This is a genomic window from Pantoea sp. UBA5923, assembly GCF_002431095.1.
Taxonomy (GTDB): Bacteria; Pseudomonadota; Gammaproteobacteria; order Enterobacterales; family Enterobacteriaceae; genus Pantoea; species Pantoea piersonii.
Genome location: NZ_DJDN01000040.1, coordinates 10,922 through 31,942, shown reverse-complemented (window position 1 = coordinate 31,942; position 21,021 = coordinate 10,922). Strand labels below are relative to the sequence as shown.

The following is a 21,021-nucleotide window of genomic DNA, read 5'->3' as shown; positions in this document are numbered from 1 at the left end:
AAAAAACCCGGCTTTTTCGCCCATCGAATTTTGCGATAAAGAAAATAATGCCATGCATTGAAGTGGAGTTTCTTTTACGCAGTGTCAGGGAGTCTGTTTTGTCACCACAACAAACCCGGTCAATTATGTCAGGCAGGAATCGGTCATGAATGCGAGTGCAGCCGCTACACAGGATTCAGCAAAAAAAGGCTTCAGTGACCTTATCGCTCGCCTGCGCGCTAATCCGCGTATCCCCTTAATCGTTGCCGCCGCCGCCGCGATCGCCATCGTGATGGCGCTGGTGCTGTGGGCGAAAGCGCCCGACTACCGTGTGCTGTACAACAATCTCTCTGATGAAGATGGCGGCGCGATTGTTACTCAGCTTACGCAGATGAACATCCCCTATCGCTTCGCCGACAATGGTGGCGCGCTGATGGTGCCGGCAGAAAAGGTGCACGAGCTGCGCCTGCGTCTGGCGCAGCAGGGTCTGCCGAAAGGCGGCTCTGTGGGCTTTGAACTGCTCGATCAGGAGAAGTTCGGCATCAGCCAGTTCAGCGAGCAGGTGAACTACCAGCGCGCGCTGGAAGGCGAGCTGGCACGCACCATCGAAACGCTAGGGCCGGTGAAAACCGCGCGTGTGCATCTGGCGATGCCGAAGCCGACGCTGTTCGTGCGCGAGCAGAAATCCCCTTCCGCCTCGGTAACCCTGAACCTGCAGCCGGGCCGCGCGCTGGATGAAGGCCAAATCCAGGCCATCGTGCATATGGTCTCCAGCAGCGTGGCGGGCCTGCCGCCGGGCAACGTCACCGTGGTCGATCAGACCGGACGTCTGCTGACGCGTTCCGACAGCGAAGGCCGCGATCTCAACGACGCACAGCTTAAATACACCGCCGAAGTGGAAGCACGCTACCAGCAGCGCATTGAAGCGATCCTGAACCCGATTCTGGGCCAGGGCAACGTACACGCGCAGGTAACGGCGCAGCTTAACTTCGACAAGAGCGAGCAGACCGACGAGAAGTATCAGCCCAACGGTAATCCGAGCAGCGCCGCGATCCGTTCGCGCCAGACCAGCACCAGCGACCAGAGTGGCAGCCCTTATCCGGGCGGCGTGCCGGGCGCCCTCTCTAACCAGCCAGCGCCAGCCAACACCGCGCCGGTTAACGCGCCTAACGGGCAGAATGGTCAAAACGGCCAAAACGGCCAGCAGAACAACGCCAGTAACGGCAGCAGCACCAGTACGGCAAACAGCAGCGTGCCGACCAACTCGCGCCGTGACGATACGGTGAACTACGAGCTGGACCGCACTATCCGCCATACCAAAATGAACGTCGGCGACGTGCAGCGCCTCTCGGTCGCGGTAGTGGTGAACTATCGCACCGACGACAAAGGCAAGGCGATCGCCCTTAACGAACAGCAGCTGAAGCAGGTAGAAGATCTGACCCGCGAAGCGATGGGCTACTCGCAGCCGCGCGGCGACAGCGTCAACGTGGTTAACTCCGAGTTCACCGCAACCGATCCAAGCAGCGGCGACCTGCCTTTCTGGCAGCAGCAGAGCTTCTTCGATCAGATGATGAACATCGGCAAATGGCTGCTTATCGCTCTGGTCGCCTTCATCCTCTACCGCAAAATGGTGCGTCCGCAGCTGATGCGTAAACGCGAAGCAGAAAAAGCTGCCGTGGAGGCTGCCGCTCAGCGCGCCGCCAACGAGCAACAGGAAGAAGCCTACAGCGTACAGCTCAGTAAAGATGAGCAGGATATTGAGCGTAAGTCTAACAACCGCATGAGCGCCGAGGTGATGAGCCAGCGCATCCGCGATATGTCCGAGAACGATCCGCGCGTCGTCGCGCTGGTTATCCGCGAATGGATGAGTAAAGAACTATGAGTCTGACCGGAACTGAAAAAAGCGCCATCCTGATGATGACCATCGGCGAAGAGCGCGCCGCCGAGGTGTTCAAGCACCTTAACCAGCGTGAAGTGCAGCATCTGAGCGGCGCGATGGCGAATATGCGCCAGGTGTCGCACAAGCAGCTCACTGAAATCCTGCGTGAGTTCGAGACCGACGCCGAACAGTTTGCGGCGCTCAGCCTCAACTCCAACGAGTACCTGCGTTCGGTGCTGACCAAAGCGCTGGGCGAAGAGCGCGCTGCCAGCCTGCTGGAGGATATTCTCGAATCCCGCGAGACCACCAGCGGCATGGAAACGCTCAACTTTATGGAGCCGCAGGCCGCCGCCGATCTTATCCGCGACGAGCATCCGCAGATCATCGCCACCATCCTGGTACACCTCAAGCGTGGCCAGGCGGCGGATATTCTGGCGCTGTTCGACGAACGTCTGCGTCACGACGTTATGCTGCGTATCGCCACCTTTGGCGGCGTACAGCCAGCGGCGCTGGCGGAGCTGACCGAAGTGCTCAACAACCTGCTGGACGGCACCAACCTCAAGCGCGCCAAGATGGGCGGCGTGAGAACCGCAGCGGAAATCATCAACCTGATGAAAACGCAGCAGGAAGAAGCGGTTATCGAAGCAGTCCGCGACTTCGACGGCGAACTGGCGCAGAAAATTATCGACGAGATGTTCCTGTTCGAGAACCTGGTGGAAGTGGACGACCGCAGCATCCAGCGTCTGCTGCAGGAAGTGGAGTCCGAGCAGCTGCTGGTCGCATTGAAAGGATCGGAGCAGCCGCTGCGCGAGAAGTTCCTCAAGAATATGTCGGCGCGCGCCGCAGATATCCTGCGCGACGACCTTGCCAACCGCGGACCGGTACGTATGTCGGCGGTGGAAAACGAACAGAAAGCCATCCTGCTTATCGTCCGTCGTCTGGCGGAATCGGGCGAGATGGTAATTGGCGGCGGCGAGGAAACCTATGTCTGATGCCTTCTCCGCTCGCCCATGGCAGCTCTGGCAGCCTGATGATTTAGGCCGCAGCAACGAACCGGAACCGGAGATCCTGCCGGAGCCGGAGATGTTTGAGTCGGAAGTCGACGAACAGCAGCAGCAGTTCGAGCGCATGCAGCAGCAGGCGCGCAAAGAATCGCAGGCGCAGGGTTATAACGAAGGTTATCAGCAGGGCTTCGCCGAAGGCCAGAAAGCGGGCTACGATGCTGGTTTTCAGCAGGGGCTGGCCGACGCGCAGCAGCAGCAGGCGCCGCTTCAGGCGCGTATGCAGCAGCTGGTTACCGAGTTCCAGCATTCGCTGGAGGCGCTCGACAGCGTGATCGCTTCGCGCCTGATGCAGCTGGCGCTTGAAGCCGCGCGTCAGGTGATCGGTCAGGCGACCACGGTGGACGGCAGCGCCCTGCTGCGTCAAATCCAGCAACTGCTGCAGCAGGAGCCGATGTTCAGCGGCAAACCGCAGCTGCGCGTTCATCCCGACGATCTGCAACGTGTTGAGCAGACGCTTGGCCCGACGCTGGATCTACACGGCTGGCGTCTGCTGGCCGACGGTACGCTGCATCCCGGCGGCTGCAAGCTGAGCGCCGAAGATGGCGATCTCGACGCCAGCGTGGCAACGCGCTGGCAGGAGCTGTGTCGCCTCGCCGCGCCAGGAGAGTTTTAATGACCTCACGACTGTCACGCTGGCTGGGCGCGCTTGACGCCTTTGAAACCCGCATCGCGCAGGTGCAGCCGGTGCGCCGCTATGGCCGCCTGACGCGCGCTACCGGTCTGGTGCTGGAGGCGACCGGTCTGCAGCTGCCGCTCGGCGCGACCTGCGTTATCGAGCGCAACGACGGTAAAACCCTGACCGAAGTCGAAAGCGAAGTGGTGGGCTTTAACGGCCAGAAACTTTTTCTGATGCCGCTGGAAGAGGTTGACGGCATTCTGCCCGGCGCGCGCGTCTATGCGCGCGACAGCGGACACAGCGGCAAACAACTGCTGCTCGGCCCGCAGCTGCTGGGTCGCGTGCTCGACGGCAGCGGCAAGCCGCTCGACGGTCTGCCGTCGCCCGATACCGGTTACCGCGCGCCGCTGATCACCCCGCCCTTCAACCCGTTACAGCGCACGCCGATTACCGACGTGCTGGATACCGGCGTACGCGCCATCAACGCCCTGCTCACCGTCGGGCGCGGTCAGCGTATGGGCCTGTTCGCCGGTTCCGGCGTCGGCAAAAGCGTGCTGCTCGGCATGATGGCGCGCTACACCCAGGCCGATGTCATCGTGGTAGGACTGATTGGCGAGCGCGGCCGCGAAGTAAAAGACTTTATTGAAAATATTCTCGGCGCAGAAGGCCGGGCGCGTTCGGTAGTTATCGCCGCGCCCGCCGACGTTTCGCCGCTGCTGCGTATGCAGGGGGCCGCCTATGCCACGCGTATTGCAGAAGATTTCCGCGATCGCGGCCAGCATGTGCTGCTGATCATGGACTCCCTGACGCGCTACGCCATGGCGCAGCGTGAAATTGCGCTGGCCATCGGCGAGCCGCCCGCCACCAAAGGCTATCCGCCTTCGGTGTTCGCCAAACTGCCTGCGCTGGTCGAGCGCGCCGGCAACGGCACCCACGGCGGCGGCTCAATTACCGCCTTCTATACCGTACTGACGGAAGGCGACGATCAGCAGGATCCTATCGCCGACTCGGCGCGCGCCATTCTTGACGGCCATATCGTGCTGTCGCGTCGGCTGGCCGAAGCGGGTCACTATCCGGCGATTGATATTGAGGCCTCCATCAGCCGCGCCATGACCGCGCTGATCGATGAGGATCACTATGCGCGGGTGCGCCAGTTTAAACAGCTGCTTTCCAGCTTCCAGCGCAACCGCGACCTGGTCAGCGTTGGCGCCTACGCTGCAGGCAGCGATCCGATGCTGGATAAGGCGATCCGCCTCTATCCGCAGATGGAAGCCTTTTTGCAACAGGGCATTTTTGAACGCAGCCACTACGACGACGCCTGCCTGCATCTGCATGCGCTGTTCGGTTAACGGCGGCGTAACGCGAGGAGTGAGCGATGAAAAGCGCCAGTGCTATCGACACGCTGCGTGATTTAGCCGAGCAGGATCTGGAGAAAGCCGTGATCCACCTCGGTGATATGCGCCGCGGCGTGCGCCAGGCGGACGAGCAGCTGAACATGCTGCTCGACTACCAGGATGAGTACCGCAACAAACTGAACAACGATATGTCGGGCGGCATCGCCACAAACCGCTGGACCAACTATCACCAGTTTATTCAGACGCTGGAAAAAGCGATTGAGCAGCACCGCGCCCAGCTCAATCACTGGAATCAGCGGCTGGAGCAGGCGCTAACCAGCTGGCGTGAAAAGCAGCAGCGCCTTAACGCCTATCAGACGTTAATCAGCCGCGCGGCGGACAACGCACTACGAGTAGAAAACCGTCTCGATCAGAAACGGATGGATGAATACGCCCAACGGGCCGCATTGAGGAAAGGCGAATGATTACGCTGCCAAACATTGTCACCACCGCCAGCGCAAAAGGTGACCTGAACAGTTCAGATTCTGCAGACATTTTGCACAGCGCCAAATCGCTGCCGCAGGACTTTCTGACTGAACTGGGCAATCGCCTGCTGTCGCTGGCGAAACAGCAGGGAAATGCGACGCAATCTGCTGAAAGCGCAGAGGAAAGCCAGGACGCTTCCGCGCCGAAGGAGCAGCTCAACGCGCTGCTGACCGCTTTTGACAAACCCGGCAGTCTGGACGCGCTGTTGACGCCGGAAAATATTAAAGCCGCCACCAAATCCGCCGATGATAAGGATAAGGCGAGCGCAGAAACCTTAACCAGCAGCGATGCGCAAACCATGCAGGCGCTGTTCGCCATGCTGCCGGTGTCGCCTGTTGCGCAGAGCAGCGCATCTGTCGCGGCAACTGCGACGGCTGCGACGGCGGCGTCCGGCAGCGAAACGCGCCGCAGCGTGGTCTCTGACAAGGTGCTCTCTACGCTGAGCCAGGCATTAAGCAGTTCGCTGACGCAAAGCCAGCCGCAGCAGGCTTCGACACCTGCACACGCCGAGGCGAAAGCCAGCCAGGCAGCCCTGACGGCGACGTCAGGCGCGACAGCGAGCACCGCGGCGACCAGCACCGCACCGCTCACGCTGGACAGCAGCTTTCAGCAGGTATTGAGCAGCTTCAGCAAGCAGGATGAGAAAGGCGCCTCGCTGACGCAAACGGACAGCACCGCGCTGACCAGCGCGCCGCTCAGCAGCAGTACCGCGCCGCTGATAACGCAGACCGCGTCGGCCACGACCGATACGCCATCGACGCCGATGCTTAACGCTCAGCTGGGCAGCGACGAATGGCAGCAGGCGCTGAGCCAGCAAATCGTGATGTTCAGCCGCAACGGCCAGCAAAACGCCGAGCTGCGACTGCATCCGGCAGACCTTGGCGCGATCCAGATTAGTTTAAAGCTGGATAACGACCAGGCGCAGATCAATATGGCCTCCAGCCACAGCCACGTCAGGGCCGCGCTGGAAGCCGCCCTTCCGCAGCTGCGTACCGCGCTGGCGGAAAACGGCATTAACCTGGGACAGAGTCAGGTAAGCAGTGACAGCTTCGCGCAGAGCCAGGGCTTCCAGCAACAACAACAGGAGGCACGCCGCGACGGACAACACGGCACCTTCTCTCTCTCCCAGGATGACGATAGCGAGATAACGCCGATCGCCGTTCCCGCCGCCTTACAGGCGCGCATCCTCGGCACCGGCGCTGTCGATACTTTTGCCTGACAGCGACAAACGCTGAAGGTAAGCGTAAAACCCGCGTCTTTTCTTCCCATTGTTTGACTTAAGACGCGGGATAATCTGTCCAGGCAAACCGAGAGGTTTGCCAATAATTCACAGGAAGTTACTGCAAAAATGTCTGATAACGCGAAAGCAAAAGGCCGCAAACGTTCACTCTTAATTCCGGTGTTACTGATTGTAACGCTGGCCGCTTGTAGCGTGGCAGGTTATGCAGCCTGGCGAATGATGAATAAACACGATAGCGATAAACCGGAAGCTGCGAAAGTTGAACCACCGCCCGCTCCCGTCTTTTTTGCGCTTGATACCTTTACGGTCAACCTGGTCAATCCTGACAACGATCCTGACCGCGTGCTGTACGTAGGCTTTACCCTGCGTCTGCCGGATGAGGATACCCGTCGTCGGATGAATGATTATCTGCCGGAAGTGCGCAGCCGTCTGCTGCTGCTGCTCTCTCGTCAGAGCGCCGCCACACTGGCGTCGGAGCAAGGTAAGCAGGCGCTGATTGAACAGATTAAGCAGGTGCTGTCACCTCCGCTGGTGAAAGGACAGCCTGCGCAGGTGGTAACTGACGTGCTGTTTACCGCCTTCATATTGAGGTAAATCAATGGGCGATAGCATTCTCTCCCAGGCTGAGATTGACGCGCTGCTTAATGGCGACAGTGACAGCGCGGTAGATGAAAAGAGTCAAAGCGGGCCGGAAGGCGACATTCGTCCTTACGACCCTAATACCCAGCGTCGCGTGGTGCGCGAGCGCCTTCAGGCGCTGGAGATTATTAACGAGCGTTTCGCCCGACATTTCCGTATGGCGCTGTTTAACCTGCTGCGCCGCAGCCCGGATATCAGCGTCGGTGCGATCAAGATTCAGCCGTACCACGAGTTCGCCCGCAATTTGCCGGTGCCAACCAACCTGAATCTGATCCACCTGAAACCGCTGCGCGGAACCGCGCTGGTGGTGTTCTCGCCCAGTCTGGTGTTTATCGCGGTAGATAACCTGTTCGGCGGCGACGGTCGCTTCCCCACTAAGGTGGAAGGCCGTGAGTTTACCCACACCGAACAGCGCGTTATCCGCCGCATGCTGAAACTGGCGCTGGAAGGCTACAGCGACGCGTGGAAGGCGATCTATCCGCTGGATGTGGAATATGTTCGCTCCGAGATGCAGGTTAAGTTCACCAATATCACCACCTCGCCGAACGATATCGTGGTCAACACGCCGTTCCAGGTCGAGATTGGTAACCTGGTGGGCGAGTTTAACATCTGTATTCCGTTCTCGATGATTGAGCCGCTGCGCGAACTGCTGGTCAACCCGCCGCTGGAAAACTCCCGTACCGAGGATAACCACTGGCGCGAAAACCTGGTGAAACAGGTCCAGCATTCGGAACTGGAGCTGATTGCGCACTTTGCCGAAACCTCGCTGCGTCTGTCGCGTATTTTGCAGCTGAAGCCCGGCGATGTGCTGCCAATCGAGAAACCGGAGCGCATTATCGCGCACGTCGATGGCGTACCGGTATTGACCAGTCAGTACGGCACCATGAACGGCCAGTATGCCCTGCGTGTCGAGCATTTGATTAACCCGATTTTGAATTCGCTGAATGAGGAACAGCCCAATGAGTGACAGCAATAAACCGTCCGACGACATTTCTGCGGACGATCTGTGGGCTGAGGCGATGAACGAGCAGGCCGCCACCAGCGCGCCGCAGAGCGACGACGTGTTTAAAACGTTCGAGAGCAGCGCCGCTGCCGGTTCGCTGCAGGATATCGACCTGATTATGGATATCCCGGTTAAGCTCACCGTTGAGCTGGGCCGCACCAAAATGACCATCAAAGAGCTGCTGCGTCTGACGCAGGGTTCCGTGGTGGCGCTGGATGGTCTGGCTGGCGAGCCGCTGGATATCCTGATCAACGGCTACCTGATCGCTCAGGGCGAGGTCGTGGTGGTGAACGATAAATATGGCGTGCGTATCACCGATATCATTACGCCGTCTGAACGTATGCGTCGTCTGAGCCGCTAAGTATGATGAATACCCAGTCCCACGCGCTGCAGCCCGCGGCGCCCGCGGCTCCGGCAATCTCAGCCGGTTCCGTCGTGACCCAGGTCAGCAGCGTGCTGGCCGTGATTGTACTGCTGATCCTCGCCTGCGCCTGGCTGGCGCGCCGTCTCGGCTTTGCGCCAAAAACGGTAAGCAACCAGGCCCTGAAGGTGAGCGCCAGCGTACAGGTCGGCCAGCGCGAGCGCGTGGTGATTGTGGATACCGCCGAGGCGCGCCTGGTGCTGGGCGTCACGGCGGCGCAAATTACTCATCTGCATACGCTGCCGCCGGTGGCACCAGATGAACGCGCGCCCGCTTCCGCCGCGCCGCAAGATTTTCGTCAGCTGTTACAGAATTTGGTTAAACGTCCCGGAAAACCCCAATGATGCGTCGACTGCTTCCTCTTCTGCCACTGTTGTTGCTGGCGCCGGCCGCTCACGCCCAGCTGCCGGGCCTGGTCAGCCATGCGTTGCCCAACGGCGGGCAAAGCTGGTCGCTGCCGGTACAGACGCTGGTTTTTATTACCTCGCTGACCTTTATTCCCGCCGTACTGCTGATGATGACCAGCTTTACCCGCATCATCATCGTGTTCGGCCTGCTGCGCAACGCGCTCGGCACGCCCTCCGCGCCGCCGAATCAGGTGTTGCTTGGCCTGGCGCTCTTTCTGACCTTCTTTATTATGGCGCCGACCTTCGACAAGATTTACGACGAAGCCTACTTGCCCTTTAGCCAGGACAAGATCAGCATGGATGTGGCGCTGGAGAAAGGCGCGCAGCCGCTGCGCGACTTTATGCTGCGTCAGACGCGCGAAGCGGATCTGGCGCTGTTTGCCCGCCTGGCGAATACCGCGCCAATTGAGGGGCCAGAGGCGGTGCCGATGCGCATTTTGCTGCCTGCTTACGTTACCAGCGAGCTGAAAACCGCTTTCCAGATTGGCTTTACCGTTTTTATTCCGTTTCTGATTATCGATCTGGTGGTCGCCAGCGTGCTGATGGCGCTGGGGATGATGATGGTGCCGCCGGCAACCATCTCGCTGCCTTTCAAACTGATGCTTTTTGTACTGGTGGATGGCTGGCAGTTATTAGTCGGCTCCCTGGCACAAAGCTTCTATTCCTGATTATTCCGATTCCCCCGGAGATATAAATGACGCCAGAATCCGTAATGGTAATGGGCCAGGAAGCGATGCGCCTGGCGCTGATGCTTGCCGCGCCCCTGCTGCTGGCGGCGCTGGTCAGCGGCCTGATTATCAGCCTGCTGCAGGCCGCAACTCAGGTTAACGAACAGACGCTTTCATTTATACCGAAGGTACTGGCCGTTGCGGCGACGGCGGTCATTGCCGGGCCCTGGATGCTGAATCTGGTGCTGGACTATATCCGCACCCTGTTTACCAACCTGCCTTATATGATCGGCTGATGGTCACGCTCGACAGCAGCCAGCTGGTTCACTGGGTCAGTCAGTTTTTCTGGCCGCTGGCGCGCATGCTGGCGCTGTTCGCCACGGCGCCGCTGCTGAGCGAGCGCGCCATCAGCAACCGGGTGAAGATCGGGCTGGCGGCGCTGATTACCTGGATAATGGTACCGACGCTGCCTTCGGTCGAGGTCACGCTGTTTTCACCTGCTGGCTTCTGGCTGCTGCTTCAGCAGATGCTGATCGGCGTCGGCCTGGGGTTCACAATGCAGCTGGCATTTGCTGCGGTGCGCCTGTCCGGCGAGGTGATTGGTTTACAGATGGGGCTCTCTTTCGCCACCTTTTTCGATCCAGGCAGCCGACTGAATATGCCGGTGCTGGCGCGTTTTCTCGATATGCTGGCGATGTTGCTCTTCCTGACCTTTAACGGACATCTGTGGCTGATCTCGTTACTGGCGGACAGTTTTCATACGTTGCCGATTGGCGGGCAGCCGCTAAACGCCAATGCTTTTAATGCACTGGTCAAAGCGGGCGGGTTAATTTTCCTTAATGGCATGATGTTAGCGCTACCCTTAATCGTCCTGCTGCTTCTGATAAACCTGGTACTGGGTTTGTTAAACCGTGTTACACCTCAGCTGTCGATTTTCGCGGTTGGCTTTCCAATTACCTTAACAGTGGGAATTTTGACCATGGGGTTGATGATGCCACTGGTTGCGCCCTTCTGTGAGCATCTGTTCAGCGAAGTCTTTGATTTGCTCGCCCAGTTTCTTTCGGAACTGTCTCAACCCTGATGATTAAGTATCTCACTATCTTTCTGAAGTGATACTTAAGCCACTTAAAACATTCTGTGCATTTTTCAAACCAGTTTTCTCAGAAATCAACTAAGGAAATTCTGATAAATGAGAACTGACTCTGAAAATTATTCTTATTAAACCCCGCTTCAAGTATTTTATTTCACAGATTCCCGGCATCGCTAACTCAGTGGAATCGTTGACAAAATCGGCAACAGGTTGTTTTCGAACAAAAAAAATCCTTTAACGATTTTTCTTGTCAGGACCTTTTTTTTCCGGCATTGTCAACACTCGCTAAAACGTCACACTTTCGCGAAGCAAATGTTTTTAAGAATCGTCCTATCAGAATTGAGTGTGTTATGCGCGATAGTGACGGGGCTCTCAAAACAGGGTGTTATGCACGCTTATTGCAAACCGCCAGCGATTCCCGCTATCACTGGAGGGATAAGTGACGTCAAGGCAGCACAAAAACAACTTTGCAGAAACGGGTCAGGGAAGAATACTTTTGGCAGGCGTATGGCCTGTCGCCAGACTGCTGAGCAGAATAAAAAAGTGTCTTAGAAATCTCTCTCGTACCGCAACGCGTAATTCATCGTTGATTTAAACGGATAACAAATTGGTGAGGGTCGCTAAACATGCCAACGATTATTATGGATTCATGCAACTACACACGCCTGGGATTATCGGACTACATGTCCTGTAAGGGAGTCAAAAAGAAAAACATCTTTTCCGTCTCCGATATTGAGCAATTACAGCAGCGCTGCGAGCAGTTAAAACCTGGCGTAGTGTTTATTAACGAAGAATGTTTTATTCATGAATCGGATTCCAGCGACCGCATCCGAAACATTATTATGCAGCATCCTGAAACACTGTTTTTTATCTTTATGGCGATTTCTAATATCCATTTTGAGGAATACCTCTACGTTCGTAAGAACCTGATTATTACGTCAAAATCGATAAAAACGACGACGCTGGACTCTTTACTCAGCACTTATTTGCAGAAAAAACTCAACGCATCTACCCGTATTTCTTCAGGACTGGATGTGCACCCGCTGACATTAAGTCAGACTGAGTCTAATATGCTGAAAATGTGGATGTCAGGTCATGACACCATTCAAATTTCAGACAAGATGCAAATTAAAGCCAAAACCGTTTCGTCACATAAAGGCAATATTAAGCGCAAGATCAAAACCCATAATAAACAGGTTATCTACCATGTGGTGCGCTTAACCGATAATGTGACCTCAGGCATTTATGTCAATGTGAGATAGTTAATCAGCGAAAGAACCGGCTAACCAGGCCGGTTTTTTTTCGCCATTTTTGCGAGCCAGATCTCATTCCCTCCCCTCACCCTTTTCCTTTCTCTGCCGATGTTAGCCTCATACCCCCGACATGAGATCAAGGATATGAACACCTCACTAGCTTCTTCTACGCCGTTCAAGGTTGGCCTGTGGCGCAACCTGCGCCTGGTGCCGCTCTTTAGTATGATTTTTGGCGGCATTCTGCTGCTGTTCGCCCTCTGTATCGCCCTTGCCAGCTACTTTCTGGTTCAGAGCAACCAGTCGCTGCGGGACGCCACCGATGAGATCCAGGTGCGTATGGGGATCTCCAATAGTTCAAACCATCTGCGCACCGCACGACTGACGATTATTCAGGCTGGCGCCGCCGCCCGCATCGGCGAAATGGATGAGTTCAAAGCCAGCATCGCCGCTACCGAGAAGCGTATTCAGCAGGCGCAGGAGGGCTTCAGGGTCTATCAGAACCGCAAAATCAAAACCCCGGAAGATATCGCGCTCGACGGGCCGTTAACGGCGCGTTTCAACGACTATGTTGAGAAGGGCGTAAAGCCGATGATCAACGCCGGCAAGCAGGGCAGCTTTGAAGGCATTATTGCGCAGGAGACCGACGTCACGCGTAAACTCGACAATGCCTATAACGAGGTGCTGCTGCAGGCCATCAAACTCCGCACCCAGCGCGCTGACGCCATTAACGCTAAGGCTGAGCATCAGTCGCGCATCGGCTTTATTGCCATGGCGGTCGCTTTCGTCGCCGCCTTGCTGCTGACGCTGGTGACTTTTGTCTTCCTGCGTCGCGTCGTGATCAATCCGCTGCGTCAGTCGGTCACGCGCATAGAGCGCATCGCTCAGGGCGATCTTACCGCGCCGCCGGAACCACACGGTCGCAGCGAAATTGGCACGCTGCTGCATAATCTGCAGCTGATGCAGGATTCGCTGGTGAAAACCGTCGGTACGGTGCGCGAAGGCGCAGTGGCCATCTATCAGGGATCCGGCGAGATCACAGCCGGCAATACCGATCTCTCCTCCCGTACCGAGCAGCAGGCTGCCGCGCTGGAGCAAACCGCCGCCAGCATGGAGCAGCTGACCGCGACGGTGAAGCAGAACGCCGAGAACGCCCACCACGCCAGCCAGCTGGCGGCAGACGCCTCTGGCAAAGCGCGCAGCGGCGGCGAACTGGTTAACGGCGTGGTTAAAACCATGACCAATATCTCCGGCAGCTCGAAGAAAATCGCCGAAATCACCAACGTCATTAACAGCATCGCCTTCCAGACCAATATCCTGGCGCTGAACGCCGCGGTGGAAGCGGCGCGCGCCGGTGAGCAGGGTCGCGGCTTCGCGGTAGTGGCAAGCGAGGTGCGCAGCCTGGCGCAGCGCAGCGCCCAGGCGGCTAAAGAGATTGAGTCGCTGATTGCGGAGTCGGTCAATTTGATTAAAGACGGTTCGCATCAGGTGGGCGAAGCGGGCGAAACCATGGGCGAGATCGTTGAGGCGGTACGCCGCGTCACCGATATTATGTCGGAAATCGCCGCCGCCTCGGATGAGCAGAGCCGTGGCATTCAGCAGGTAAGCCAGGCGGTGACCGAGATGGATAACGTTACGCAGCAGAACGCCTCGCTGGTGGAAGAAGCTTCGGCAGCGGCCGCGTCGCTGGAGGATCAGGCAGGCAAGCTGACCCAGGCGGTCGCCGCCTTCCGCCTGCAGGATACGCCCGCGCGTCCGGCCACTTCATCCGCTTCTGCCTCGCCCGCGCTGAAATCGCCGCTCGCCTCCCCGCGTCCGGCGCTGGCGGCTCCAGGCAATGACAACTGGGAAACATTCTGACGCCGCCAGGCAGTAAAATGCGTTTTGAATAAGACAGATTAAGCATTAAATAAGGCGCCTGCGGGCGCCTTATTATTTCCTGCTGTCAGAAGGGATGGTGCGTAAATAGCCTTTTAATTCTCCTGGTAAGGCTCCACAAATACCCCTTCCGGATGATCGCCCTCATTAAAAAACCAGATGCCCAACGGATAATCTTCCAGCGCCACCAGATACATGACGCCTTCATTAAAGGGTTCTATGGCAAGAATAGTGCCGACGCGGCGCGGGCCGCCGTCGGTTTTCACGGTTACGCGGTCATTGACCTTCATGCACGTTGCTCCTGATGATTTTCCTGGCATCAGTGTAAACGAAGAGGCCTGCCTCAGCGACGCGCAATTACCCAAACCGCATGGATGATGCCGGGAATATAGCCGCACAGCGTCAGTAAAATATTGAGCCAGAATGCGCCGCCAAAACCGACCTGCATAAATACGCCCAGCGGCGGCAAAATAATAGCGATAATGATGCGTAACAAATCCATGGTCTCTCCTTGTCGCGTCAGTTTTTTACTTTGCTGCTAACTATAGACGATGTGGCTGATTAAAAAGGAAAAACCAGGTAAATTTAAGTAAGCGCGTAACTTTTCGCTTTCTTTACGTTTCGCAACAAGACTTCTGACACGGCTACCTTTTACACTTTCCTCACTGCCCCACCCCAAAGGGGCAGTCAACCTAAAAGTAACAAGGATTTTGCCCGCGCAGCGCGGGCTTTTTTTTGCCTGCCTTACTCTCCTTCAAGGATTCCTTCGACAACCTTGCCCGCCAGCTATACTTAGTCGATCCGCCGCGATCCGTGGTCGGAGAAAGCCTGTAAATCCTTTGTTAAAAAGGAGAGCGATAATGGCACAGACAAACGCAAGCGGTACCGATCTTCAGCACGACGACAAACCCGACGTGGAGTCGCTGCTGGAAAGCCTGCCGGGCAAAGCGCAGGAAATGCCTCACTCTTTTCCGGAGGCGGATAACAGCCGTCACCTCAGCACCGGCGGCAGAGCCTGGGGAAGCAGTATTGAGCTGGCGGATGAGTACGAACTGGATATTCGCGACTGCACCTGTAATGAATTGAACCGCTAACCGCGCGGCAAAAAAATACCCGGCAGGGAGCGCCAGGTAAATATTCAATTAATTCGTTACACCAGGAAATTCTTGACACCTCAGCAGGGTACGCCTGCCCTGCGTTAAGACAAGCACTCTCTGTGCACAAGCCTGTAACCTTTTCCGCTAAAAAGACGGGGAAGTTACCGGGAACAGCCTGAATTTAGCGGCTCTCGACCATGCACTCTTTGTGCATCCCGCCTCGCTTATCCGCTTCGATTTAAGAATTATCCTGGAAGTAGCGCGCGACGGGCGAAAAGAAGGCGCAATCGTTCATCAACTATAATACTGAAAATCCGCCAGTTAATGTCGCAAGGAGCCTGCTATGCCCAGTTTGCAACAGCCGCTGTTAGTCATTACCGATCTGGATGGTTCCCTGCTCGATCATCATACCTACCGCTGGGACGCTGCCGCAGAGTGGCTGGCCGAGCTACAGCGTAATCAGGTGCCGGTGGTGATCTGCTCCAGTAAAACCGCCGCTGAAATTGTGCCGCTGCAAAAGCGGATAGGCCTGACAGGCATCCCCTTTATTGCTGAAAATGGCGCGCTGGTGCAGATGTCAGCACAACGGCGCGTGCGCGTTCCCCCCGAAAGCCCCGGCTACGATGCGCTCTGTCAGACGCTCAGCACGTTGCAGTCGCGCTTTCGTTTTCAGGGCTTCTGTAATTTCAGCAATGCTGAGGTTGCGGCGATGACTGGCCTTGCCGAAGGAGAAGCCACGCTGGCGCGCCAGCGAGAGGCGTCGGAAGTGATTGTCTGGCGCGACGATGAAGAGAAGCTGGAGGCGTTTCGCGCCGCGCTGGCGCAGCATCAGCTCCAGCTGACGCAGGGCGGCCGCTTCTGGCATGTAATGCCGACAGGCAGCGGCAAAGGCGAAGCGCTGCGCTGGCTGCTCGGCCAGTATGACCATGTTCCCACCACTATCGGCCTTGGCGATGGCCCCAACGATGCACCCATGCTCGATGCGGTTGATTACGCCGTCGTGATCAAAGGCTACAGCAAAACGCCAGTCTCGCTGACCCGGCAAGACGCGCAGCAGATCTACCATACGGCGCATTACGGCCCCGAAGGCTGGAAAGAAGGTCTTGATTATTTTCTGAGCCAGCCAGATTAAGCCGCACCCACTGTTTATCAAAAGGATAGCGCGATGAGTGATTTTTATCAGAATGGCGTGATTACCAATTTCCATAATCTGACCGACCGCAGCGTAGAGTCGCTGGAAAAAGAGATGGTGCGCTTCGCGCGCAAACGCAAAATGGGGCTGATTCTGCCGTCGCTCTTTTCTGAGCTGGAAGGGCCGGCGCTGGGACATATCGTCGATGAGCTGGCTAAAGTGCCCTATCTTGACGAGATCGTGATTGGCCTCGATCGCGCCGACCGCGATCAGTTTCTCTACGCGCGCGAATTTTTCTCGCGCCTGCCGCAGCGCCACCGCATTTTATGGAATGATGGCCCGCGCCTGAAGGCAATTGATGCCGAGCTGGATAAAGAGGGGCTGTCTCCCTCCCAGCCGGGCAAAGGACGCAACGTCTGGTTCTGCACCGGCTTTACGCTCGCCTCGGATCGCACCCAGTGCGTGGCGCTGCACGACTGCGATATCGTCACTTATGAACGCGGCATGCTGGCGCGCCTGCTCTACCCGCTGGCGAATCCGGCGTTCCAGTATGAGTTCTGCAAAGGCTTTTACGCGCGCGTCGCCGACGGCAAGCTTAATGGCCGCGTTGGACGTTTGCTGGTGGGTCCGCTGCTGCGCTCGCTGCAAAAGGTCTATGGCCACTCCGAATATCTCGACTACCTGGCCAGCTTTCGCTATCCGCTGTCGGGCGAATTCGCCATGCGCACCCATGTGCTTAACGGCATTAAAATTCCCGGCGACTGGGGGCTGGAGATTGGCGTGCTGTCGGAAATTTACCGCAACTACACCACGCGCCAGACCTGCCAGGTGGAGATCGCCGACAACTATGACCACAAGCATCAGCCGCTGGCGGAAGATGATGGCACCGGCGGCCTGAAGCGTATGAGCAGCGATATTGTGCAGTCGCTGCTGCGCAAACTGGCGACGATGGGCGTGCCGCTCACCAGCGACTCCTTTCGCGTGCTGAAGGCGACCTACTACCGCAACGCGCTCGATATGATGGAGATCTACAACCATGAGGCGGCGATGAACGGCCTGAAGTTCGATCAGCACACCGAAGAGGCGGCGGTGGAAATGTTTACCCAGTCGATTCTGGAAGCGGGACAGGCCTTTATCGAGCGCCCTAACGACAAGCCGTTTATTCCCAGCTGGAGCCGCGTTCAGTCCGCCTTCCCCGATATTTTGCAGCGTATCTACCAGGCGGTGGAAGAGGACAACGACGGTAAGGTTTAACCTTCAGCCACCACGCGGTTGCGGCCCTGACTTTTTGCCAGATAGAGTCGGCGGTCCGCTTCCGCCTGTAAGCGCGTCGCCTGGTAATCCCCCTGCTCTTCGCTGCTGGCGACACCCGCGGAGAGCGTCACGCTAAAGCAGCGGCTGGCATTCACCAGAATGGTTTTGGCCGCCAGCCGCTGTCGCATACGCTCCGCCACCTTTTGCGCATCTGCCAGCCCGGTGTCAGGCAGCACCACGCAGAACTCCTCGCCGCCCACGCGCCCGGCCAGATCCTCTTTACGCAACGCCTGAGCGATAATCGCGGCGACGCGCATCAGCGCCTGGTCGCCCGCCTGATGGCCCCAGGTGTCATTGACGGATTTAAAGTGATCGATATCGAGCTGAATCACCGAGAGCGGCGCATTGAGCTGCTGGCAGCGTGCCGTCTCCTCCTCAAAGCGCTCAAAAAAGGCGCTGCGGTTAAGCAGACGCGTCAGGCCATCGTAGCTGGCGCGCCACTCCAGCCGGGCAGAGAGCTGGCTCAGCCGCCGCACCAGACGAACGATAACCTGATGCGCCACCAGCAGCAGGAGTACGAACAGCAGCCACATCGCAAGCATAAACAGCATGGCATGCCCTAAATCCTGCCGCAGCCCCTGCGCCAGCGTTTGCTGATTCAGCAGGTAGCCGTCCACGTTTTTCAGCCTGCGCCAGCTGATAAACTGATTCTCCAGCCGCAGCGCGCCCTGCGGCTGACGCGCCATTTGGGCGTAGAGCCGCTGTTGCGCACTGCTGCTCAGCGCTTTACCGTCCGATGCGTTAAGCGACGCCAGGGGCTGTTGCGCTTTATCCAGCAGCATCACGCTCCCCTGCAACGCACTATGGCGCATGCTGCCCAGCAGCCTGGCGATACGCTGCTGGCTAAAATCCATCGACAGCACGCCATACCAGTAGCCGTTGCTGAAGACAGGTGTGCTGACCGTAAGCATGGCACCCTCATCGTTCGCGCCCTGATAGACGCCAGACCAGCGCAGCTGCTGAGAAGAAGCCAGGGCCGAGATGGCGCGAAACCAGGGACGCGATACGACGGTGGCATAGCTGGCGGAAATGGCGGACAGGCTCTGCGGCGGACGCGAACTGATAAAAAAACCGGCGCGCGAGGTGTACCAGAAGCGCGAATGGAAATCGGCCTCCGCATCGCTGAACTGCATAATAAAGCTGAACTCCAGCGCCGCGAGCAGCTCGCCGTTAAGTCGCGCCGCATCGCGTTGCAGCAGATTATCCTGCGCCAGCTCGCTGTCACCAACGCCGTTTATCGGCATGCTGCGCGGCATATTGAGCCGCAGCTGCCAGGCGGGCTGGCGGCGCAGCTGATTAAACTCCGCCAGCGCGCGGCGTCCGTGATCGGCGTCGAGCGGATGCGACAGCGCGTAAGTGAACATGCGGCGATAGTAGATTAGCCCGTCAATGCTCTCCTGAAACTGGCTTTCCAGCCCGTTCTGCATATCTGCCAGCGCGGCGCGCTGCCTGTCTTCATAGTTCGCATGCAGGGTGTAAAGCTCGCGCAGGGTCAGAAAAAAGGAGAACAGCAAGACCGCTAAAAACAAGAGGTGAACACGCAGCTCGGGACGTAACGTTCGGACGGAGAGCGGCAAAACAACCATCAGCAACGATGCTCCGAATAACTAACATCGGGCGATTATAACAGGCGTGGTGGATCAGAAAATGCGGGAAGTCACGGGGGATGAACAAAGCATCCCCGTTGAATGGGGCTTAGCTGGCGAGCTGTGATTCAGGGACAGAGTGGCTAAGCTCATCCTGATGAAAGGCTTCGCGGCGCACTGCGTAGCCGTCATACCAGCGGCACTCTACCATTCCGCTGGCATAGCCAGTCACAACCATGGCGGGGCCGCCCTCTTTATGCTGAACTTCATCGCTAATCATAAAGCTCATTTCCTTCTCCTTTTGACCGTTAACAGAACCTTTCTATCTATAGCAGCCATCCGGATAGCCTGCCTGTTAAGGCGGGCAAAAAAGCGTAAATTCAGAGTAAAGCAGTAAGAAATGTTGAAAATAAAAAAAGCGGATAAAAATTATTATCCGCTTTTAACATCTGAAGGAGCTGAAATCAGATTTTGCAGCCTTCGCAATCCGCTTCGTCGCCTGCATCGTCCGGCACTTCATTGACCTTTTCCGCCGCCCTGGCTTCAGCCTGCTCCAGCTGGGCATCAATATCAAATTCAAACATATCGTCGTTCATCGCGTCTCCTCTTCAGACTTCACATCATATGGCAGTGCGCTTTATACCGATTTACCGCGCAGTTTAGCAATCAGATTCACCGCCAACAGCACAATCGACCCAACGATAAAACCGAGCACCAGGTTAGCGCCGTTGCTGAGCAGGCTGGCCACCAGCCCGTTCATATCGCCGGTAATTGCCTCAATCAGATGATGCAGCGGCGCGAGGCCATGCACGATAATGCCGCCGCCGACCAGAAACATCGCCAGGGTGCCGACCACCGTGAGAATTTTCATCAGCCAGGGGGCGAATCCAAGCAGAAAACGGCCGACGCCCTGTGCGATTGCCGAAGACTTCTCATTCAGCCAGTAGCCGAGATCGTCGATTTTCACGATAGCGGCGACGATGCCGTACACGCCGATAGTCACCAGAATGGCGATACCAGCAAGGATCAATACCTGGTTCAGCAGCGGAGCGTCAGAAACGATGCCGAGCGTAATGGCGACAATCTCCGCAGAGAGAATAAAGTCGGTACGCACAGCGCCTTTGACCTTATTCTTTTCAAACTCGCGCGGGTCCTGCTGCGCCAGTTTATCCAGCCGCTGCTGGCGCGCCTCGGGGCTTTTCTCCTGCTTATCGTGCTGCAAACTGTGCAGCACCTTTTCGACCCCTTCATAGCAGAGGTAGGCACCGCCAATCATCAGCAGCGGCGTAATAAGCCAGGGTGCGAAAGCGGAAATCAGCAGCGCCAGTGGCACCAGGATCAGTTTATTAAGAAATGAGCCCTTCGCGACACCCCACACAACCGGCAGTTCGCGATTGGCCTTTACGCCCGTTACCTGCTGCGCGTTCAGCGACAGATCGTCGCCCAGCACGCCAACGGTTTTTTTTGCCGCCACTTTACCCATGACGGAGATATCATCCAGAAGTGTTGCAATATCATCTAATAAAGTCAGTAAGCTGGATCCAGCCAAAATTTCTTCCTTATTCCGGTTCGTTATGTTGACAACAGGGACAGCGCTCCAGCGTCGCGGCGGTTATCTCAGCGATGCCGTCGCACTCCCACTCTACGCGGACCGCGCCTGACAGCTCGCCTGCATGCAGGTATTTGCTGACCGGGCTTTCCGTCATGCCGGTAATCTCCTCCGTCGCGACCAGCGTGTCGCCGACATAGACGCGCGCCGTCGCATGAGCATTAACCATGCGCTCGTCGCGCAGCTGATAGAGGCGTTTTACCGTCAGTTTAATACTGCTCATCCAGAACTCCTGCTCGCGGGGGAAGGCGAAATCTAACCCGGCGAAG

Annotated in this window: 25 protein-coding genes; 18 read left to right on the top strand and 7 right to left on the bottom strand. The window is 57.3% G+C overall.

Annotated elements, in window-relative coordinates:
• The first annotated feature begins 145 nt into the window (after nucleotides 1-145).
• The 15 genes from fliF to B3797_RS09960 all read left to right on the top strand — a co-directional run bounded on the left by fliF (nucleotide 146) and on the right by B3797_RS09960 (nucleotide 13,996).
• A complete protein-coding gene (gene fliF / locus B3797_RS10030) occupies nucleotides 146-1,861 on the top strand; it encodes a flagellar basal-body MS-ring/collar protein FliF (RefSeq protein ID WP_311790993.1) in 1,716 nt (571 codons plus the stop codon).
• Nucleotides 1,858-2,850, top strand: coding sequence for a flagellar motor switch protein FliG (fliG, locus tag B3797_RS10025; protein WP_311782456.1), 993 nt, complete (start codon nucleotides 1,858-1,860; stop codon nucleotides 2,848-2,850). Before fliF ends, fliG begins: the two co-directional genes overlap by 4 nt.
• Entirely contained in the window at nucleotides 2,843-3,535 is a 693-nt protein-coding gene (gene fliH / locus B3797_RS10020) for a flagellar assembly protein FliH (protein WP_311782457.1), read from the top strand. Before fliG ends, fliH begins: the two co-directional genes overlap by 8 nt.
• Nucleotides 3,535-4,887: a flagellar protein export ATPase FliI gene (gene fliI, locus B3797_RS10015; RefSeq protein ID WP_311782458.1), complete on the top strand. Its 1,353-nt coding sequence runs from the start codon at nucleotides 3,535-3,537 to the stop codon at nucleotides 4,885-4,887. The genes fliH and fliI overlap by 1 nt, the downstream gene beginning before the upstream one ends.
• 26 nt (nucleotides 4,888-4,913) lie before the next feature.
• Nucleotides 4,914-5,357, top strand: a complete 444-nt coding sequence (gene fliJ, locus B3797_RS10010) for a flagellar export protein FliJ (RefSeq protein WP_120453581.1) — start codon at nucleotides 4,914-4,916, stop codon at nucleotides 5,355-5,357.
• Nucleotides 5,354-6,637 carry a flagellar hook-length control protein FliK gene (locus B3797_RS10005; protein ID WP_311790992.1) on the top strand — a complete coding sequence of 428 codons (1,284 nt, stop codon included), beginning with the start codon at nucleotides 5,354-5,356 and terminating at the stop codon, nucleotides 6,635-6,637. The genes fliJ and B3797_RS10005 overlap by 4 nt, the downstream gene beginning before the upstream one ends.
• A 129-nt stretch (nucleotides 6,638-6,766) precedes the next feature.
• Nucleotides 6,767-7,252 (top strand): flagellar basal body-associated protein FliL, encoded by a 486-nt coding sequence (gene fliL, locus B3797_RS10000; protein ID WP_311782460.1) that lies wholly within the window; start codon nucleotides 6,767-6,769, stop codon nucleotides 7,250-7,252.
• A 4-nt stretch (nucleotides 7,253-7,256) separates the two neighbouring features.
• Nucleotides 7,257-8,264, top strand: a complete 1,008-nt coding sequence (gene fliM / locus B3797_RS09995; protein ID WP_033749825.1) for a flagellar motor switch protein FliM — start codon at nucleotides 7,257-7,259, stop codon at nucleotides 8,262-8,264.
• Nucleotides 8,257-8,661 carry a flagellar motor switch protein FliN gene (fliN, locus tag B3797_RS09990; protein ID WP_120453576.1) on the top strand — a complete coding sequence of 135 codons (405 nt, stop codon included), beginning with the start codon at nucleotides 8,257-8,259 and terminating at the stop codon, nucleotides 8,659-8,661. Before fliM ends, fliN begins: the two co-directional genes overlap by 8 nt.
• 5 nt (nucleotides 8,662-8,666) lie before the next feature.
• Nucleotides 8,667-9,065, top strand: a complete 399-nt coding sequence (fliO, locus tag B3797_RS09985; RefSeq protein WP_311783009.1) for a flagellar biosynthetic protein FliO — start codon at nucleotides 8,667-8,669, stop codon at nucleotides 9,063-9,065.
• Nucleotides 9,065-9,796: a flagellar type III secretion system pore protein FliP gene (fliP, locus tag B3797_RS09980; protein ID WP_311783010.1), complete on the top strand. Its 732-nt coding sequence runs from the start codon at nucleotides 9,065-9,067 to the stop codon at nucleotides 9,794-9,796. Before fliO ends, fliP begins: the two co-directional genes overlap by 1 nt.
• A 26-nt stretch (nucleotides 9,797-9,822) precedes the next feature.
• Nucleotides 9,823-10,092 carry a flagellar biosynthesis protein FliQ gene (fliQ, locus tag B3797_RS09975; RefSeq protein WP_311782461.1) on the top strand — a complete coding sequence of 90 codons (270 nt, stop codon included), beginning with the start codon at nucleotides 9,823-9,825 and terminating at the stop codon, nucleotides 10,090-10,092.
• Entirely contained in the window at nucleotides 10,092-10,877 is a 786-nt protein-coding gene (fliR, locus tag B3797_RS09970; protein WP_311790991.1) for a flagellar biosynthetic protein FliR, read from the top strand. Before fliQ ends, fliR begins: the two co-directional genes overlap by 1 nt.
• A 635-nt stretch (nucleotides 10,878-11,512) precedes the next feature.
• Nucleotides 11,513-12,148: a transcriptional regulator RcsA gene (rcsA, locus tag B3797_RS09965; RefSeq protein WP_033749830.1), complete on the top strand. Its 636-nt coding sequence runs from the start codon at nucleotides 11,513-11,515 to the stop codon at nucleotides 12,146-12,148.
• Between the two features lie 135 nt (nucleotides 12,149-12,283).
• A complete protein-coding gene (locus tag B3797_RS09960) occupies nucleotides 12,284-13,996 on the top strand; it encodes a methyl-accepting chemotaxis protein (protein ID WP_311790990.1) in 1,713 nt (570 codons plus the stop codon).
• Nucleotides 13,997-14,109: 113 nt separating this feature from the next.
• Here B3797_RS09960 and dsrB read toward each other — a convergent pair whose 3' ends face one another.
• Together dsrB and B3797_RS09950 are read right to left on the bottom strand one after the other, a co-directional pair.
• Nucleotides 14,110-14,304 carry a protein DsrB gene (gene dsrB, locus B3797_RS09955; RefSeq protein WP_311782464.1) on the bottom strand — a complete coding sequence of 65 codons (195 nt, stop codon included), beginning with the start codon at nucleotides 14,302-14,304 and terminating at the stop codon, nucleotides 14,110-14,112.
• Nucleotides 14,305-14,357: 53 nt separating this feature from the next.
• The gene (locus B3797_RS09950) at nucleotides 14,358-14,516 is read right to left on the bottom strand and encodes a YqaE/Pmp3 family membrane protein (RefSeq protein WP_033749833.1); all 159 of its coding nucleotides are present in this window, start codon (nucleotides 14,514-14,516) and stop codon (nucleotides 14,358-14,360) included.
• Nucleotides 14,517-14,874: 358 nt separating this feature from the next.
• On the opposite strand from B3797_RS09950, the gene B3797_RS09945 reads away from it, so the two are divergent.
• The 3 genes from B3797_RS09945 to B3797_RS09935 all read left to right on the top strand — a co-directional run bounded on the left by B3797_RS09945 (nucleotide 14,875) and on the right by B3797_RS09935 (nucleotide 17,497).
• The gene (locus tag B3797_RS09945) at nucleotides 14,875-15,108 is read left to right on the top strand and encodes a DUF2525 domain-containing protein (RefSeq protein ID WP_311782465.1); all 234 of its coding nucleotides are present in this window, start codon (nucleotides 14,875-14,877) and stop codon (nucleotides 15,106-15,108) included.
• A gap of 346 nt (nucleotides 15,109-15,454) precedes the next feature.
• Nucleotides 15,455-16,243 (top strand): mannosyl-3-phosphoglycerate phosphatase-related protein, encoded by a 789-nt coding sequence (locus B3797_RS09940; protein ID WP_311782466.1) that lies wholly within the window; start codon nucleotides 15,455-15,457, stop codon nucleotides 16,241-16,243.
• Nucleotides 16,244-16,276: 33 nt separating this feature from the next.
• The gene (locus B3797_RS09935) at nucleotides 16,277-17,497 is read left to right on the top strand and encodes a glycosyl transferase (RefSeq protein WP_311782467.1); all 1,221 of its coding nucleotides are present in this window, start codon (nucleotides 16,277-16,279) and stop codon (nucleotides 17,495-17,497) included.
• Here the strand turns inward: B3797_RS09935 and dgcQ are convergent.
• From dgcQ to B3797_RS09910, 5 genes are all read right to left on the bottom strand, one after another.
• Entirely contained in the window at nucleotides 17,494-19,143 is a 1,650-nt protein-coding gene (gene dgcQ / locus B3797_RS09930) for a cellulose biosynthesis regulator diguanylate cyclase DgcQ (RefSeq protein WP_311791022.1), read from the bottom strand. The two genes, B3797_RS09935 and dgcQ, sit on opposite strands and share 4 nt — an antisense overlap.
• Nucleotides 19,144-19,252: 109 nt before the next feature.
• Complete coding sequence (locus B3797_RS09925; protein ID WP_311782468.1) at nucleotides 19,253-19,432, bottom strand: YodC family protein; 180 nt, start codon at nucleotides 19,430-19,432, stop codon at nucleotides 19,253-19,255.
• Nucleotides 19,433-19,607: 175 nt separating this feature from the next.
• Nucleotides 19,608-19,739 (bottom strand): hypothetical protein, encoded by a 132-nt coding sequence (locus B3797_RS09920; RefSeq protein WP_257025846.1) that lies wholly within the window; start codon nucleotides 19,737-19,739, stop codon nucleotides 19,608-19,610.
• A 41-nt stretch (nucleotides 19,740-19,780) separates the two neighbouring features.
• A complete protein-coding gene (locus tag B3797_RS09915) occupies nucleotides 19,781-20,692 on the bottom strand; it encodes a DUF808 domain-containing protein (RefSeq protein WP_311790989.1) in 912 nt (303 codons plus the stop codon).
• A 10-nt stretch (nucleotides 20,693-20,702) separates the two neighbouring features.
• Nucleotides 20,703-20,975, bottom strand: coding sequence for a hypothetical protein (locus B3797_RS09910; protein WP_126689879.1), 273 nt, complete (start codon nucleotides 20,973-20,975; stop codon nucleotides 20,703-20,705).
• Nucleotides 20,976-21,021 lie beyond the last annotated feature (46 nt).